Annotated in this window: 18 protein-coding genes; 13 read left to right on the top strand and 5 right to left on the bottom strand. The window is 72.5% G+C overall.

Going from position 1 to position 16,395, the window contains the following annotated elements; all coding sequences use genetic code 11:
- Window positions 1-58: 58 nt before the first annotated feature.
- Entirely contained in the window at window positions 59-1,849 is a 1,791-nt protein-coding gene (locus ACP7BP_RS08535; protein WP_426244146.1) for an AMP-dependent synthetase/ligase, read from the bottom strand.
- Between the two features lie 172 nt (window positions 1,850-2,021).
- Between ACP7BP_RS08535 and ACP7BP_RS08540 the strand changes: the two genes are divergently transcribed.
- From ACP7BP_RS08540 to ACP7BP_RS08560, 5 genes are read left to right on the top strand one after another with little or no spacing between them, the layout of a single operon-like run.
- Window positions 2,022-2,459, top strand: a complete 438-nt coding sequence (locus ACP7BP_RS08540; protein WP_426244147.1) for an SRPBCC family protein — start codon at window positions 2,022-2,024, stop codon at window positions 2,457-2,459.
- Between the two features lie 2 nt (window positions 2,460-2,461).
- On the top strand, window positions 2,462-3,631 hold the full coding sequence (locus ACP7BP_RS08545) for an ArsA family ATPase (protein ID WP_426244148.1): 1,170 nt from the start codon (window positions 2,462-2,464) through the stop codon (window positions 3,629-3,631).
- A complete protein-coding gene (locus ACP7BP_RS08550; protein ID WP_426244149.1) occupies window positions 3,628-4,038 on the top strand; it encodes a hypothetical protein in 411 nt (136 codons plus the stop codon). The genes ACP7BP_RS08545 and ACP7BP_RS08550 overlap by 4 nt, the downstream gene beginning before the upstream one ends.
- Complete coding sequence (locus ACP7BP_RS08555) at window positions 4,035-4,982, top strand: ROK family glucokinase (protein WP_426244150.1); 948 nt, start codon at window positions 4,035-4,037, stop codon at window positions 4,980-4,982. Before ACP7BP_RS08550 ends, ACP7BP_RS08555 begins: the two co-directional genes overlap by 4 nt.
- The gene (locus ACP7BP_RS08560) at window positions 4,975-5,955 is read left to right on the top strand and encodes an ROK family protein (RefSeq protein ID WP_426244151.1); all 981 of its coding nucleotides are present in this window, start codon (window positions 4,975-4,977) and stop codon (window positions 5,953-5,955) included. Before ACP7BP_RS08555 ends, ACP7BP_RS08560 begins: the two co-directional genes overlap by 8 nt.
- Here the strand turns inward: ACP7BP_RS08560 and ACP7BP_RS08565 are convergent.
- Window positions 5,940-7,178: a TIGR00300 family protein gene (locus ACP7BP_RS08565; protein ID WP_426244152.1), complete on the bottom strand. Its 1,239-nt coding sequence runs from the start codon at window positions 7,176-7,178 to the stop codon at window positions 5,940-5,942. The two genes, ACP7BP_RS08560 and ACP7BP_RS08565, sit on opposite strands and share 16 nt — an antisense overlap.
- Window positions 7,179-7,211: 33 nt before the next feature.
- Window positions 7,212-7,631: a hypothetical protein gene (locus ACP7BP_RS08570; RefSeq protein WP_426244153.1), complete on the bottom strand. Its 420-nt coding sequence runs from the start codon at window positions 7,629-7,631 to the stop codon at window positions 7,212-7,214.
- A gap of 100 nt (window positions 7,632-7,731) precedes the next feature.
- Between ACP7BP_RS08570 and ACP7BP_RS08575 the strand changes: the two genes are divergently transcribed.
- A complete protein-coding gene (locus ACP7BP_RS08575; protein ID WP_426244154.1) occupies window positions 7,732-8,562 on the top strand; it encodes a hypothetical protein in 831 nt (276 codons plus the stop codon).
- Between the two features lie 7 nt (window positions 8,563-8,569).
- Here ACP7BP_RS08575 and ACP7BP_RS08580 read toward each other — a convergent pair whose 3' ends face one another.
- Window positions 8,570-9,352, bottom strand: a complete 783-nt coding sequence (locus ACP7BP_RS08580) for an alpha/beta hydrolase (RefSeq protein ID WP_426244155.1) — start codon at window positions 9,350-9,352, stop codon at window positions 8,570-8,572.
- Between the two features lie 71 nt (window positions 9,353-9,423).
- On the opposite strand from ACP7BP_RS08580, the gene ACP7BP_RS08585 reads away from it, so the two are divergent.
- From ACP7BP_RS08585 to ACP7BP_RS08615, 7 genes are all read left to right on the top strand, one after another.
- Window positions 9,424-10,161 carry a lysophospholipid acyltransferase family protein gene (locus ACP7BP_RS08585; protein WP_426244156.1) on the top strand — a complete coding sequence of 246 codons (738 nt, stop codon included), beginning with the start codon at window positions 9,424-9,426 and terminating at the stop codon, window positions 10,159-10,161.
- Between the two features lie 5 nt (window positions 10,162-10,166).
- Window positions 10,167-11,315: a MacS family sensor histidine kinase gene (macS, locus tag ACP7BP_RS08590; RefSeq protein ID WP_426244157.1), complete on the top strand. Its 1,149-nt coding sequence runs from the start codon at window positions 10,167-10,169 to the stop codon at window positions 11,313-11,315.
- A complete protein-coding gene (locus tag ACP7BP_RS08595; RefSeq protein ID WP_426244158.1) occupies window positions 11,312-11,818 on the top strand; it encodes a flavin reductase family protein in 507 nt (168 codons plus the stop codon). Before macS ends, ACP7BP_RS08595 begins: the two co-directional genes overlap by 4 nt.
- A gap of 46 nt (window positions 11,819-11,864) precedes the next feature.
- A complete protein-coding gene (locus ACP7BP_RS08600; protein WP_426244780.1) occupies window positions 11,865-12,500 on the top strand; it encodes a response regulator in 636 nt (211 codons plus the stop codon).
- The gene (locus tag ACP7BP_RS08605; protein ID WP_426244159.1) at window positions 12,487-13,335 is read left to right on the top strand and encodes an arylamine N-acetyltransferase family protein; all 849 of its coding nucleotides are present in this window, start codon (window positions 12,487-12,489) and stop codon (window positions 13,333-13,335) included. The genes ACP7BP_RS08600 and ACP7BP_RS08605 overlap by 14 nt, the downstream gene beginning before the upstream one ends.
- Window positions 13,332-13,808, top strand: a complete 477-nt coding sequence (locus ACP7BP_RS08610; protein WP_426244160.1) for a GNAT family N-acetyltransferase — start codon at window positions 13,332-13,334, stop codon at window positions 13,806-13,808. The genes ACP7BP_RS08605 and ACP7BP_RS08610 overlap by 4 nt, the downstream gene beginning before the upstream one ends.
- A gap of 62 nt (window positions 13,809-13,870) precedes the next feature.
- Entirely contained in the window at window positions 13,871-14,773 is a 903-nt protein-coding gene (locus tag ACP7BP_RS08615; protein ID WP_426244161.1) for a hypothetical protein, read from the top strand.
- A gap of 69 nt (window positions 14,774-14,842) precedes the next feature.
- Here the strand turns inward: ACP7BP_RS08615 and glpK are convergent, their stop codons facing one another.
- Window positions 14,843-16,315 carry a glycerol kinase GlpK gene (glpK, locus tag ACP7BP_RS08620; protein WP_426244162.1) on the bottom strand — a complete coding sequence of 491 codons (1,473 nt, stop codon included), beginning with the start codon at window positions 16,313-16,315 and terminating at the stop codon, window positions 14,843-14,845.
- Between the last annotated feature and the right edge of the window lie 80 nt (window positions 16,316-16,395).

A 16,395-nucleotide genomic window follows, 5' to 3' on the forward strand; every position in this document is an offset into this window, starting at 1 on the left:
CGGTACGGCTACACGATCAAACGCTAGTGGTCAATGAGGCTGCGCGTGGTGGTTTTCGTCAAGGAAGGTAAAGAGCCTCGACGTCGTCCCGGAACTCCCTGAGCACGACGTTTCGCTTGAGCTTCAGGCTCGGGGTGAGCTGCCCGTCCTCCTCGGTCCAGGAGACCGGCAGGATCGCGAACTTGCGGATGGACTCCGCCTTCGACACGGCCTTGTTGGCGTCCTCGACGGCCTGCTCGATCGCCGCGTTCAGGTCGGCGTCGTCGACCAGGTCGGCCACGCCGCCGGACTTGCTGTGCTGCTCCGCCCAGTCCGGGAAGGTCTCCTCGTCGATCGTCACGAGTGCGGCGATGAAGGGCTGGCCGTCGCCGACGACGATGCACTGGTCGATCAGCGGATGGGCCCGGAGCCGATCCTCGAGGACCGCGGGCGCGACGTTCTTGCCGCCGGCCGTGACCAGGATCTCCTTCTTGCGTCCGGTGATCCGGACGAACCCCTCGTCGTCGACCTCGCCCACGTCGCCGGTGTGGAACCAGCCGTCCCGGTCGAGCACCTCTGTGGTGCCCTCCTCGTTGTGCCAGTAGCCCGCGAAGACCTGGCCGCCGCAGAAGAGCAGCTCGCCGTCGTCGGCGACCCGCACCGCGGTGCCGGGCAGCGGCCGACCGACCGTGCCGATCTTCTGTGCGTCGGGCAGGTTGGCGGTGAGCGCTGCGGTCGTCTCGGTGAGTCCGTAGCCCTCGAGGACGGTCAGCCCGATCCCGCGGTAGAAGTGACCGAGCCGGTCGCCCAGCGGGGCGCCGCCGGAGACGGCGTACTCGCACCTCCCGCCGAGCGCAGCGAGCAGCTTGCCGTAGACGAGCCGCTTGAAGACCGCGTGCTGCGCGCGTACGGCGACACCGGGCCGGCCCTTGTCGAGACCGCGGCTGTAGGCGATGGCCGTGTCGGCGGCGCGGTTGAAGATCGCGCCCCTGCCGTCGGCGGTGGCGCGCTGGGAGGCCGTGTTGAAGACCTTCTCGAAGACCCGGGGGACCGCCAGGATGAACGTCGGCTGGAACGCCTGCAGGTCGGCGACCAGGTTCTTGATGTCGGAGCTGTGCCCGAGGCGGACGCGCGCCTTGACGCAGCCGATCTGGATGATGCGCGCGAACACGTGAGCCAGCGGCAGGAACAGCAGGGTCGACGAGCCCTCCACGTCGAAGAGCCGGTCGAGCTCCTCGACGGCCACGCCCAGCTCGAACATGAAGTTCCCGTGCGTCAGCATGCAGCCCTTGGGGAGGCCGGTCGTGCCGGACGTGTAGATCAAGGTGGCCAGGTCGAGGGGCGTCGCGCTGGTACGCCGGGCCTCGAGCTCGTCGTCGGAGATGTCCTCGCCCAGCCCCGCGAGCACGCCCACGGCGTTGTCGGTGATGGACCAGACGTGGTGCAGCTCGTCGAGGTCGGTGCGCACCCCGGCGATGCGGGCCATGTGCTCGGTGGCCTCGGCGACGACGGCGCGGGCACCGGAGTCGCTCAGGATGTGGTGCACCTGCTCGGCCGAGGAGGTCTCGTAGATCGGCACCGTGACCGCGCCGGCGAACCAGATGGCGTAGTCGAAGAGGGTCCATTCGTAGCGGGTCTTGGAGATGAGGGCCACGCGGTCGCCGGCCTCGATGCCCGCAGCCATCAGGCCCTTCGCCACCGAGCGCACCTCGGTGAGGAAGTCCTGCGCCGTGACGTCCTGCCACGTCTCGCCGACCCGGCGACTGAACACGACCGTGGCGCCTGCCTCCCGTGCGTTGGCGACGACGTCGTCGGTGAGGTTCCCGGTGGCCGGGATCTCGGTGTTCAGGGGCGTGGAGAACTCACGCACGGGGCCTCCTGCGGGGTGTGGCTGATGACCATGCGCACGGTACCGCCGGGTGGGCGAGTCCGCCCACGGGGGCGCTGCTGGCCGCTCTCGCGAGGTCGTCGATCCGGTAGGGTCGCAACCCCCAGCCCACCCCGTCGGTCGCCCGCGCCGACTCGCACCCTCAGGGGTCTCGATGGCCGAACAGACCACCTCCTCGATCGTCATCGACGCCGCACCCGCCGACGTGATGGCCGTCATCGCGGACTTCCCGTCGTACCCCACGTGGGCCAAGGGCGTGAAGACCGCCGACGTCGTGCGCCAGGGGTCGGACGGCCGGGCCGACGAGGTGTTCTTCTCGCTCGACGTCTCCCCGATCAAGGACGAGTACACGCTGAGCTACCAGTGGTCGGGCGACGACGAGGTCACCTGGACCCTCGTCGAGGGCAAGATGCTGAGGTCGCTCGACGGTGCCTACGTCCTCCGCGAGCTGGGCAACGCCTCCACCGAGGTCACCTACCGGCTGGCCCTCGACGTGTCGATCCCCCTCATCGGGATGCTCAAGCGCAAGGGCGAGAAGATCCTGATCGACACGGCTCTCAAGGGGCTCAAGAAGCGCGTCGAGTCCCTCTGACGTTGCGGATCCTCCTCTTCACGGGCAAGGGCGGCGTCGGCAAGTCGACCGTCGCCGCCGGCACCGCGGCGCTCGCCGCCGCCGGCGGCCACCGCACCCTGGTGCTGTCGACCGACGCGGCGCACTCGCTCGCCGACGCGTTCGCGACCCCGGTCGGCGCGGAGCCGACCCGGATCGCCGAGGGGCTCTACGCCCAGCAGGTCGACGCCCAGCTGCGCTTCGAGCAGAGCTGGGCCGACATCCAGCGCTACCTGCTGCGGGTCCTCGAGGTCGCCGGTGTCGACCCGGTGGCCGCCGCCGAGCTGACGGTCATCCCGGGCGCGGAGGAGGTGCTCGCCCTGCTCGAGCTGCGCCTCCACGCCGTCTCCGACGAGTGGGACGTCATCGTCGTCGACTGCGCGCCGACCGCGGAGACGCTGCGCCTCCTCGCCCTGCCCGAGGCGCTCGGCTGGTACATGCAGCGCGTCCTCCCGGTCGAGCGGCGCGTGGTGAAGGCGCTGCGGCCGGTGCTCTCGCGCGCCGCCGGAGTGCCGATGCCCGAGGACACCGTCTTCGACGCGGTCGAGCGGCTGTACGCCGAGCTGGAGGAGGTGCGCGCTCTGCTCTCCGGGCCCGAGGCGAGCGTCCGGCTGGTGATGACGCCCGAGAGCGTCGTGCTGGCGGAGGCGCGGCGCTCGTACACGACCCTGTCGCTGTTCGGCTACCGGGTCGACGGCGTGGTCGCCAACCGGATCTTCCCCGGGGCCGACGGTGACGACTGGCGGTCGGGCTGGGTCGCAGCCCAGGACGTCGTGCTGGCCGAGGCCGCGGCCTCCTTTCCGGGGCTGCGGCTGTGGCGCTCGGTCTACCGCGCCGCGGAGCCGGTCGGGGTCGAGGCGCTGATCGACCTCGCCCGGGAGGTGTACGACGACACGGACCCCCTCGCGACACCGACCCAGGACGGGCCGTTCCGGATCGTGCGCACGAGCCGGGGCGCCGTACTCTCCCTGCGGCTGCCGGGCGTCACCAGGGCGGACGTGGATCTCGGCAGGAACGGCGACGAGCTCGTGGTGACGGTGGGGTCGTATCGTCGTCTCCTCACGCTGCCTGCCGGACTCACCCGGCACCGGGTCACCGGAGCACGTGTCCAGGACGGCGAGCTGCAGGTGCGGATGGAGGACGGGACGTCGTGACCCATTCAGGGAGCCGGTCGGGCGATGAGCCGCCGGAGGTGGGCAGCCTCGCCGAGGAGGCCGCCAAGCTCATGGGCGCCCTGTCGGGGTGGGCGCGCGAGCACGGCGACCTGGGCGCGAACGTCGGCGACCTCGCGTCGCGGGCGAGCGATGCCGTCCGCGACGTCGAGGCGCACCTGGCGACCGGCGCCGCCGAGTGCACGTGGTGCCCGGTCTGCCGCACCGTGCACGCCGTGCGCTCGATGAGCCCGGAGGTGCGCGGCCACCTGACCTCGGCCGCGACGTCCCTCATGCACGCGGTCGTCGGCGCGCTCGCGACCGCGGTGCCGGACGACGGCCGGGAGGGCCGCTCGGCCGACGTGGAGCACATCGACGTCGACGAGGGCGACTGGGAGGACGACGTATGAGCCTGGCGTGCGGGATCGACGTGGGCGGCACCAAGATCGCGGGCGGCGTCGTCGACCCCGAGGGCAAAGTGGTCGAGGAGATCCGGGTGGAGTCACCGGCCACCGACAGCGAGGGCATGGAGGACGCCATCGTCGCGCTCGTCGGCGAGCTGCGGTCGCGCCACGAGATCGTCGCGGTGGGAGTGGGCGCCGCCGGCTACGTGGACCGCAACCGGGCGACGGTGCTGTTCGCCCCCAACATCGCCTGGCGCGACGTCGACCTGCGGGCCGAGCTCGAGGCGCGCGTCGACCTTCCCTTCGTGATCGAGAACGACGCCAACGCGGCCGCCTGGGGAGAGTTCAGCTTCGGAGCCGGCGAGGACGTCGACGACCTGCTGCTCGTCACCGTCGGCACCGGCATCGGCGGCGGCATCGTCCTGGACGGCCGGCTGCACCGGGGCGCCTTCGGCGTCGCTGCCGAGATCGGCCACCTCCGCCTGGTGCCGGGCGGGCACCTGTGTGGCTGCGGCAACCGCGGCTGCTTCGAGATGTACGGCAGCGGCACCGCGCTGGTCCGCGAGACGCGTGCGGCGGTCGAGGCGGGATCGCCGTTCGCCCAGCCCCTGCTGGAGCGTGCCGGCGGTCGGGTCGAGGACATCGACGGTCCGCTCATCTCGGTCGCCGCGGCCGAGGGCGACCGCTTCGCGATCGGGCAGCTCGCCGACCTGGGCCGCTGGCTGGGAGAGGGCATCGCCTCGCTGGCCGCCGTCCTCGACCCTGCCGTCGCCGTCATCGGCGGCGGTGTGAGCGCGGCCGGTGATCTGCTCCTCGACCCGCTCAGGGCGGCGTTCGAGGCGTCGTTGCCGGGCCGTGGCTACCACCCCGAGCTCGAGATCCGCGAGGCCACGCTGGGCAATCACGCTGGGCTGATCGGCGCCGCAGACCTGGCCAGGGTCCGTGACTGACACCGGGGGACCGATGGCCGAGCCCGTGTGGATCGGCGTCGACGTCGGCGGCACCAAGGTGCTCGCCGGGGTCGTCTCCGACGAGGGCACCGTGGTGCGCACTGCCCGCGCCGCCACCCCGGGCCGCCGCGTCGACGCCTCGCTCATCGAGGACGCCCTCACCGACGCCGTGCACGCGGTGGCCGGGGACTCGCCCATCGCCGGGGTGGGCCTGGCGGCGGCCGGGTTCGTCGAGGCGACGGGGGAGCGGGTGATGTTCGCCCCGCACCTGCCTTGGCAGGACGAGCCGGTGCGGGCGCGGCTGGCCGAGCGCTGGAACGTGCCGGTCGCGCTCGAGAACGACGCGACGTGCGCGGCGGTCGCCGAGTGGGAGTACGGCGCCGCGCGCGGGGCCGGCTCGGCCGTGGTGGTGACCCTCGGAACCGGCATCGGCGGCGGGCTCGTGCTCGACGGTCACGTGGTGCGCGGGGCCAACGGCATGGCCGGCGAGTTCGGCCACATGCAGGTGGTGCCGGACGGTCAGCAGTGCGAGTGCGGCGGGCGCGGCTGCTGGGAGCAGTACTCCTCCGGCAACGCGCTGGTCCGCTACGCCCGCGAGCGCCTCGGCCACGAGCCGACGATGCTCGAGGAGGCCTGTGGCGGGCACCCCGAGCAGCTCACCGGGCCGATGGTCACCGATGCCGCCGCGGCGGGAGACCTGCTGGCGCGCGCGGCCTTCGCGACGGTGGGCTCCTGGCTGGGAGTGGGCGTCGCCAACCTGGTGGCGGCCTTCGACCCGGACTGCGTGGTCATCGGGGGCGGCGTCTCGGCCGCCGGTGACCGGCTGCTCGACCCGGCCCGGGTGGCCCTCGAGCGGTCCCTGGTCGGAGCGGCGCACCGCGTCGTACCTCCGGTGCTGGCAGCGCACCTGGGCCCGCGGGCCGGCCTGGTCGGGGCTGCGGTGCTCGTGCGGGAGAGTCAGCTCCGGCGGTAGTCGGGCACCAGCTCGATCGCGAGCTGCTCGAGGAAGAGCCCGACGTCGGTGACGATGCCGCGGGCCTGCGAGGAGCCGCGGTCGGCGAGCTTGGTGACCGTGGCCGGGTTGATGTCGACGCACACCAGCGGGATCGACGCCGGCAGGATGTTGCCGGTCGCCACCGAGTGCAGCATGGTCGCCACCATCAGGCAGAAGCCGACGTCCTTGATCTCGGCGCGCATCGCCCGCTGGCCCTCGATGACATCGGTGTAGACGTCGGGCAGCGGGCCGTCGTCGCGCACCGAGCCCACCAGGACGAACGGCTTCTCGTGGGTGACCAGCGCGTGCATGATGCCGCCGGTGAGGATGCCGCTGTCCACGGCTGCCTTGATCGAGCCCTGCTTGCGGATGGTGTTGAGCGCCCGGATGTGGTGCTCGTGTCCGTGCTCCACCCCGCGGCCCTGGGCGAGATCGACGCCCAGCGAGGTGCCGTAGAGGCTCGACTCGATGTCGTGGGTGGCCAGCGCGTTGCCGGCGAAGAGCACGTCGACGAAGCCGGCGTCGACCATCGACACCAGCGCCGGCGCAGCACCGGTGTGGACGACCCCGGGGCCGCCCACCCACAGCACCTTCTTGCCGGCCGCCTTGGCCTCCCGCATGCCGTCGGCGACCTGGCGCACCAGCACCGCCTGCGGCTTCTCCGACGACACGTCGGACTCCATGAAGCCGAACGACTCCTGGCTCTTGTCGACGACCGGCACGGTCACCTTGATGCCGGATGCGCCGCACACGACCTGCATGCCGGTGCGTACGTCGGACATCGGCAGCGTGTAGACGCGGCGACCGTCGTCGTGCGCCTCGACGACGAGACCGCAGTCCATCTCCGGGTTCTCGACGTCGAACCACCGGCCGTCGAGGCGGATCTTCGTCGCCAGGTTGGTGGTGGAGTAGAAGCCGTCGGGGAAGACGCCGTCCTGCTCTGCCTCCCGCACGGCGGCCTCGCCCGGGTCGACCTGGTTGACTCCCCGCGTCTGCAGCCGCATCAGCAGCCGTTGGAGCGCCTCGTCGTCCTCGGCCGTGACCGTGATGGTCGCGCGGGAGGTGTCACCCGCCTCGTGGCCCACGTCGAAACGGTCGATGGCGTAGTCGCCGTCGTACTCGCGGATGTCGTCGAGGATGCGCGACAGGATCCCGCTGTCCATCAGATGGCCGGTGACTTCCACGCTCTCGCTGACGCTCACGGTGGTCACCCTAACGGCGCCTCGGACGAGCGGTCAGATCCGCGCGCCGTCGTCGCCCGGGTCGCGGGGGCCCCGCGGCATGTTCGCGACCAGGTAGAGGAAGCCGCCGACGAACGCCATCACCAGGGCGTAGGCGAGCAGGCGCGGCATTCCCCAGCCGAACACCGTGAACAGGAGCAGCACCAGTGGAGCGCCGAAGAGCCCGAGCCACGCCACGCGACGCTTGGGCTCGACCCAGGGCAACGGCGGCGGGGGCGGCGGGACGAAGCGCTCTTCCTCGTCGTACTGCTCGGAGACGGGAGGCGTGGTCGCCACCAGCTCGGGCTCCAGGCCCGGATCCGGCGGCGGCGGGGTCTCGGGGGCGACCGTGGGCCGCTCCCCGTAGTGATCGACGATGTCGCGCCACGCGCGGTCGAGGTCGCGCTCACGCCCCGGCTCGTCGTTGCTGGTCACCTATGAAGCGTAGACGCCCGGCGGTGGTCGACGTCGCGCGGTCGGTCGCCTCGGGTCGGTGCGCGAGGGGTGTGCTTGGGCCGTCGGGGAGCATGTGTCCGTGTTCGGCGGAGAGAGGGCGCGGCGGCGGCGCACCGCCCGTGAGCTGGAGCGGCGACTGCGCGAGCTCGACGAGCTCGACCGTCGGTTCGGGCTCGGCGCTCTGCCGCCTGCGACGGCTCCGCGTCGGGCTCGACACCCCGTCCGCACGTTCTGGGTGGTCGTGCTCACCGCCGCGCTCCTCGCGATCGTCGTGGCGATCCATCCCAGTGACACCATGGCGCAGGTGCGCGCCCTGGCCGGTTTCGGCGGCCCCGACGGGTCGGGGAGCCACGCGTTCTTCCGCACCCAGCCTCCCGGTCGGGAGCCGGTGGGATACGACCCCTGCCAGGTCATCGAGGTGCGGGTCAACCCCGACGGCGCACCGCGCAACTGGGAGACCCTCGTCCGGACCTCCATCGAGCACGTCAGCGACGCCTCCGGACTGCACCTCTCCTACGAGGGGACGACCGACAGCCGCGACTTCAGGGGTCGCGGCGGCGAGCGGGCCCCGGTCCTGGTCGGCTGGGCGACCGAGGACGAGATCCCCGACCTGGCCGGCGCCGTCGCCGGGCTCGGTGGCAGCACCGCTGTCGAGTCGCGGCCCGGCCACCTGGAGTACGTCACCGGGACCGTCGTCCTCGACTGGGCGGCCTTCGACGGCCTCGAACCCGGGCGGGGGACCGCGATCGCCCAGGCGGTGGTCGACCACGAGTTCGGCCACCTGGTCGGCCTCGACCACGTGGAAGACCCGGACGAGCTGATGAACGCCGAGACCACCGGACGCCAGCTGACCTGGGGACCCGGCGACCTGGAGGGCCTGGCCCGGCTGGGCGCGATCGACTGCGGGTGAGCCGGGGCTAGCCGGCCGCGGGTGCCGTCACCCTGGCGATGAACGCGGCCGACTCCTCGTAGATCGCCTCAGCCTCGTTGTCGAGAGTGGCCACGTGGTAGCTGTCGTCGAGACTGCGCACGGTGAAGTCGGTCGACGAGACACCCGAGCGGATGAGCTGGAGCGAGAGCGGGTCGACGACGTGGTCCTCGGTGGACTTGAAGAACAGCACCGGCGCGGTCACCGTGGCGAGGTCGGCGCGCAGTGGCTTCCAGTTGGCCATCATCGAGTGCGCTGCGCGCAGCGGCGTCCGGACGTAGCCGTGCTCCTGTACGCCGTGCTTCTTGATGTCGTTGGCGATGCCGGGGAAAGACCTCACGAACCACTTCAGCACTGGCAGCGCCAGCACGTCCTTGCGCATCGTGGCGACCGCCGCGTTGACCAGCACCACGCCGGCCACCTGGTCGGGGTGGTCGGCGGCCAGCCGCAGGGCCAGGCCGCCGCCCATCGACAGCCCGCCGACCACGACCGAGTCGTTGCCGGCCACGAGCAGGTCGAACGACCGCGACACCTCGGCGTACCAGTCGCTCCAGGTGGTCGTGTTCATCTCCTGCCAGGACGTGCCGTGCCCGGGCAACCGGGGCACCTCGACGGCGTACCCGCGCTCGGCCAGTGCCTCACCCCAGGGTCGCATCGACGCGGGGGAGCCGGTGAAGCCGTGGCTGAGCAGTACGCCGACCGGCCGGCCGCCGGTCAGCTCGGGCCGGGCCGGCGCCGAGAACGGAGCGGCGGTGGGCAGGACTGACGACATGGCGGCATCGTGCCAGAGCGACGGCTCGCGAGGGAGCGCCACGGACGGTGGCGACGGGCTAGAGTCCGATCGTGCTGTATTGGTTCCTGAAGTGGATCGCCCTCGGGCCCGTCCTCCGACTCTTCTTCCGCCCCCAGGCGACCGGGGTGGAGAACGTCCCCGACGAGGGTGCGGCGATCCTCGCGAGCAACCACCTGTCGTACACCGACTGGATGTTCATGCCGCTGACCCTGACCCGGCGGGTGACCTTCGTGGCCAAGGCGGAGTACTTCACCACCCCGGGGATCAAGGGGTGGTTCCAGAAGAAGTTCTTCTCCGGTGCCGGTCAGGTGCCCATCGACCGCGGTGGCGCGTCCGCGGCCGAGGGCGCGCTGAAGTCGGCCAAGGCCATCCTCGCCAAGGGCGACCTGTTCGGCATCTACCCCGAGGGCACCCGGTCGCACGACGGCAGGCTCTACCGCGGCAAGACCGGGGTCGCGCGGCTCGCCCTGGAGACCGGGGCGCCGGTCATCCCCGTCGCCGTCGTGGGCACCGACGTCGTCGCCCCGCCCGGCAAGAAGTTCGGCTCGTTCACGCGGCCGATGGTCCGCTTCGGCACGCCGCTGGACTTCTCCCGCTACGAGGGCATGGAGAACGACCGCTACATCCTGCGGTCGATCACCGACGAGATCATGTACGAGATCATGCGCCTCTCGGGCCAGGAGTACGTCGACATGTACGCCTCCGACGCCAAGGACCTGTCGAAGAAGACCGACGACGCCCGGCGTGCCGAGCGCGAGGCGGCGGCCGAGGAGAAGAAGGCGTCCTGACCGTCATGGTCGGTGGGCACGCTGCCGTCAGGGCGTCGGCGGCTGCCGTCGCGGTCGAGGACCGCATGTACGCCGCCCTCGCCGTGCTGCGGGTCATCGTGACCCTGAACCTCGTCGTGCTGACCTTCTGGCGGCGCGACAACTTCGACCGCCCCGGGGCCGCGGCCGTCCTCGTGCTGCTCCTCGTCGGGTGGACGGCGTTCGCGCTCTGGGCGTACGCCGCCGCACCGCGCCGCACCGCGACGCTGCTGGCGGGCGACCTCGCAGTGGCTCTCGGTGCGCTGCTGGCCACGCCCTGGCTCAAGGGTGAGGACTTCCGGGCCACCGTGCCGGGCTTCTGGATCATGGGCGTGCTGCTGGCGTGGGCCGTGCACTGGCGCTGGCAGGGCGGACTCGTCGCCGGCGCGTGCCTGTCGGCCGTCGACCTCGTGATCCGGCCCGACGTCAGCGAGGCCAACTACGGCAACGTCTTCCTGCTGATGATCGGCGGCCCGATCGTCGGCTACATGTGCCAGTCACTGCAGGAGATGGCAACCGAGCGCGACCTGGCCCAGCGCGCCGCGGCCGCTGCCGGCGAGCGGGCCCGGCTGGCCCGAGCCGTGCACGACGGCGTGCTGCAGGTGCTGGCGATGGTGCAGCGCCGGGGCACCGAGCTGGGCGGCGAGTTCGCCGACCTGGGCCGGCTGGCCGGCGAGCAGGAGTCGTCGCTGCGCTCGCTCATCCGGCAGCAGGACACCCTGGCAGGCGAGTCGGCGTCCACCGACCTCGCCGTCGCGCTGGAGACCCTGAGCGGCCCGCACGTGAGCGTCGTGACGCCGGGGACGGCCGTGCCGCTGCCGGCGTACGTCGTCTCCGAGATGGTCGCCGCGACGCGTGCCTGTCTCGACAACGTGGCCGTCCACGTCGGGGCCGAGGCGCCGGCCTGGGTGATGCTGGACGCCGTGGACGAGCACGTTGTGGTGTCGGTGCGCGACGAGGGCCCCGGCATCCCGGCCGGCCGGTTGGTCGCCGCGGAGGCGACGGGCCGGCTCGGAGTGGTCGCGTCGATCCGTGGCCGGCTCGAGGAGCTCGGCGGCACCGCCACCGTGACGACCGGGTCGTGGGGCACCGAGTGGGAGCTGGCCGTGCCGCGACCGGAGGGCGACCTGACATGACGATCCACAGCGAGCACCCCTTCCTGGACCCCGACCCCGACCAGGCGCGGCGGCTTCGTGGCCGGCTCGGGGGACAGGTGTCGCTCTGGACCGCTGGGTCCGGTGCGGAACGGGCCGGCCTCCCCGTCTCGTCGATGCTCGTCGTCCCCGGCGTGCCGCCGATGGTGATCGGCCTGCTGGACCCAGACTCCGACCTGGGCCAGCTGCTGCGGGGGAGCGAGGCGGCGCGGTGCGTCGTCCAGCTCCTCGAGTGGCGCCACCGCGACCTTGCGGAGCAGTTCGCCGGTCAGATGCCCGCACCGGGCGGTGCGTTCGCCCAGGCGCAGTGGGTGCAGACCGGCTCCGGGCCGCGGCTGGCGGACGCGTCGACGTGGGCCGAGGTCGTGGTCGGTGACGTCCGCGACGTCGGCTGGTCGGTCGAGGTCACCGCGGCCATCGCAGGCCTGGTCGTCGGCGACGACGACGAGCCGCTCCTGCACCGTCGAGGTCGCTATCACCACTAGGTTGGACCCCGTGACTGACGGGGCGCCCACCGGGCCGATCAGGGTGATGGTGGTCGACGACCACCCGATGTGGCGCGACGCGGTCGAGGGCGACCTCGAGGCGGCCGGCTTCGAGGTCGTGGGCGTGGCCGCTACGGGGCGAGAGGCGATCGCCCGCTTCCCGGCGGCCCGGCCGCACGTCGTCGTGCTCGACCTCCAGATCCCCGAGCCCAACGGGGTCGAGGTGACGCGCGCCGTGCTCGAGCACGACCCGTCGGCGCGGGTGCTGATCCTCTCCGCCTCCGGTGAGCAGGCCGACGTGCTCGAGGCCGTGAAGGCCGGGGCGACGGGCTACCTGGTGAAGTCGGCCTCGCGCGACGAGCTGATCGCGGCCGTCAACCGGGTGGCCGCCGGCGACACCGTCTTCACGCCCGGGCTGGCCGGACTGGTGCTCGGGGAGTTCCGCCGCATGTCGGGACCGGCCCAGCCTGACACCGACACCCCACAGCTCACCGAGCGCGAGACCGAGGTGCTCAAGATGGTGGCGAAGGGGATGAGCTACAAGCAGATCGCCGAGCGGCTCGTGCTGTCGCACCGCACCGTCCAGAACCACGTGCAGAGCACCCTGCGGAAGCTGCAGATGCACAATCGCGTCGAGCTGACCAGATACGTCATCGAGCAGGGGCTCGATGACGATGAGTGAGCTCGCCGCGGCGTACCTCTCGCGGCTCGGGATCGCGGAGGCACCACCCACGCTGGCGACGCTGGAGGCCCTGCACCGGGCGCATCTCGAGCTGCTGCCCTACAACAACCTTGACATCATGCTCGGGTCGCCGCAGCCCGTCGACGAGGCCGCCTGCCTGCGCCAGGTGGTGGAGACCGGCCGGTCGGGGTACTGCTTCCACCAGAACGGCGCCCTCGGGGCGGGCCTGCAGCACCTCGGGTTCACGGTCGAGAGACGACACGGACACGTGTGGAGCGACCCAGGGGCGCGCGACGGCGCCGACCTGAACCATCTCGTGCTGGTGGTCTCCGGCCTGCCCACCGAGGCGAACCCGGGCGGCCGCTGGTGGCCCGACGCCGGTTTGGGCGAGGGCTTCCTCGATCCTCTGCCGCTCCTGGTGGGCAGCCACCACGACGGCCTGCTGGCCTTCGAGATCAACGAGCTGGACGACGCCGGCTGGTCGTTCGGCAACGACCCGCGTGGCTCCTTCACCGGCATGGCGGCGCGGTCGCTGCCGATGGACGTCCCCGGCGCGCACGCGGTGCTGTCGACGCCGCCCGACGGTCACTTCGCCCGGCTCCTCGTGGTCCAGCGAAGGTCGGTCGGCGCCCTCGACACCGTGCGGGGGTGCGTGCACACCAGGATCGACGCCGGCGGCACGACGCAGCGCGACCTGACGACGTACGACGACTGGCACGACGCGCTCGTCTCGGTGGGGCTGAGCCTCTCCGGCGTCGAGGACGACCGGCTGCGCGGGCTGTGGGACACCACGTGGCGCGCCCACGTCGCCTGGGACGCGGCAGGGCGACCGTGACCGCCGCGGGCGGTTGGCGCCGTGCCGGCGCGGACGACGCCGCGGCACTGATGCTGGCCGAGCGAGCGACCAACCTGGTCGCGCTCGCGCACGTCTTCCCGCCGGATCGCTTCCCCTTCCCCGACGACGACGTCCTGGCGCGCTGGGCGCTGGTGCTCGACGATCCCGGAGTGACCGTCGAGGTGTTCGACGGACCCGAGGGCGTCCTGGCGTTCAGCGCGTGGGACGTGCGCACCCTCCGACACCTCGGCGTGCACCCCGACCGGTGGGGGTCGGGCCTCGGGCGCGCGGGTGTCGAGCGGGCGGTGGCGGCGATCCGCGACGGCGGGGAGACGCCGTACCTGTGGTGCCTGGTCGACAACCACCGGGCCCGTGGGCTCTACGAGCACCTCGGCTGGGTGCCGACGGGCGAGCGCGGGGAGGCGGAGTTCCCGCCGCACCCGACGCAGATGCGGTACGTGCTCGGCGACTGAGCCGGCGGTCGGGCAGGGGGCGCCGGACGGCGGCTGACGCGGCTGCCGCCTATGCTCGCGGCGTGTCCACCGACCCGCTGCTGGCCATCGCCGACGAGCTCTACGCGCTGGGTGTCGCCGAGTTCACGGCCGCCAGGGACGCCCGGGTCAAGGAGCTGAAGGCCTCCGACAAGGAGCTCTCCGCACGGGTCAAGCTGCTCAGGAAGCCGTCGGTGGCGGCGTGGGCGGTCAACCTGTTCGTACGCCGCGAGGCCGAGCAGGTCGAGCAGGTGATCGCGGTCGGCGCGGCCCTGCGGGAGGCCCAGGCGAACCTCGACGGCGACGAGCTGCGCGCGCTCACGCGTCAGCGGCGCCAGCTCACCGCAGCGGTCAGCAGCCGGGTCCGGGCCTGCGCGGCGGACGAGCGCCAGCGGCTGAGTGACTCCGTCGTCGAGCAGGTGGAGGCCACGCTGACCGCCGCGATGCTCGACGAGGGCGCGGCGGCCGCCGTCCGCAGCGGGATGCTCACCGCGTCCCTCGCCGCGACGGGGGTCGAGGCCGTCGACGTGGCAGCGGTGGTCGCGGCGCCCGGGGCGCTCGGGTTCACGGCCTCCGTCAGGCAGGCCGACGACGAGCCGCCGGCCGCGCGGCCCGAGCTGCACGTCGTACCGGATCCCGAGGCGGACCAGAAGAGGCGGAAGGCAGCGCAGGAGAAGCTCGATGCCGCCGAGGCCGGGGTCGCCGAGGCCCAGGAGGCCTACGACACGGCGGCGGTCGAGGTGGGTGAGCTCGAGGCGCGCAGCATGCAGGTGCAGGCCCAGATCGACGAGCTGCGCCGGCAGATCGCCGAGCACGAGGCCACCGCCGAGGAGGTCGACGACGAGCTCTCGGACGCCGAGGACGTGCGGGCCGAGGCGGAGGAGACCCTCGCCGCCGCGATCCGCGACCGCGAGGCGGCAGCGGCGGCGCTCGCGAAGCTCGACTAGCTCGTGACCGCGTCCGCGCTGCGGGTGCGGCTCCCGAGACCGAGACGCTGACCCAGACGCCGGGTGGGGCTAGTCGTCGGCCCAGCCCTTCGACCGCTCGACCGCCCGGGTCCAGCGCGCGTGGGCCGCGTCCGCCGCGGCTCGGTCGCCCTGGGGGGTGAACCTGCGGTCGAGCTGCCACGTGTCGCGCAGCTCGTCGGTGGAGGACCACATGCCCGTGCCGAGCCCGGCGAGGAACGCCGCACCCAGGGCGGTGGTCTCCACGACCTCGGGTCGCTCGACCGGCACTCCGACCTGGTCGGCCTGGATCTGGCACAGCAGGTCGTTGGCCGCGGCCCCGCCGTCGACGCGCAGGGAGGAGAGCTCCGGCATCGTCTCCAGCACGTCGCGGACCTCGAAGGCGATCGCCTCGAGCGTCGCCCGCACGATGTGGGCACGGGTGGTGCCGCGGGTCAGCCCGATGATCAGCCCGCGTGCGTGCGGGTCCCAGTGCGGTGCCCCCAGGCCGGTCAGCGCGGGCACGAAGACCACGCCCTCGGTGTCGTCGACGGTCGCCGCGACGGCCTGCGTCTCCGCTGCGGACCCGACGATCTGGAGGCCGTCACGCAGCCACTGCACGGCCGCCCCGGTGACGAAGATGGCGCCCTCGTTGGCGTAGGTGAGCACGCCGTCGGGTGAGCGCCAGGCCGCGGTCGAGAGCAGCCCGGCATCCGAGCGCTGCACCGTCGTGCCGGTGTTCGTGAGGATGAACGACCCGGTGCCGTAGGTGCACTTGGAGTCGCCCTCGTCGAAGCAGGTCTGGCCGAAGAGCGCGGACTGCTGGTCCCCGGCGATGCCCGCGATCGGCAGCGACAGCCCGCAGAACGACGAGGCGTCGGACGATCCGATCTCCCCCCAGCTGGGTACGACGTCCGGCAGGGCGTCGCGCGGCACGCCGAAGAGCCCGCACAGCTCGTCGGACCAGTCGCCGGCCTCCAGGTCGAAGAGCAGGGTGCGGGAGGCGTTGCTGACGTCGGTGACGTGCCACGTGCCCCGGGTCATCCGGGCGACGAGGTAGGAGTCGACGGTGCCGACGGCGTACCTGCCCGACTCGACGAGCGCCCAGGTGTGCGGCTCGTTCTCCGCCAGCCACGTCAGCTTGGTGCCGGAGAAGTACGGGTCGAGGCGCAGGCCGGTGAGCTCGCTGACGCGGTCATCGTGGCCCTCCTCGCGCAGCCGGGTGCAGATGTCGGCGGTACGCCGGTCCTGCCAGACGATGGCCCGTCGCGGTGAGCCCAGGGTCTCGCGATCCCACAGCACGACCGTCTCGCGCTGGTTGGTGATGCCGATGCCGCGCAGCCGGCTCGCGTCGACCTTGGTCAGCACCTCGCGGGTGGCCTCCAGCGTCGCCTGCCAGATCTCCTCCGGGGCGTGCTCGACCCAGCCGGGTCGCGGGAAGTGCTGGGCGAACTCCTGGTAGCCCTTCGCGGCGATCGTCCCGTCGGGGTCGACGACGACCGCGGTCACGCCGGTGGTGCCGGCGTCGATGGCGAGGACGGACATGTCGGGAGCTCCTTCACGGGGGCAGGTCGCGGCCCAACCTAGTGCCGCCGGCCGGGACGGGCACGAGGCTAGGGTCACGG

The organism is Nocardioides sp. LHG3406-4, from assembly GCF_049897745.1.
Lineage (GTDB): Bacteria > Actinomycetota > Actinomycetes > Propionibacteriales > Nocardioidaceae > Nocardioides.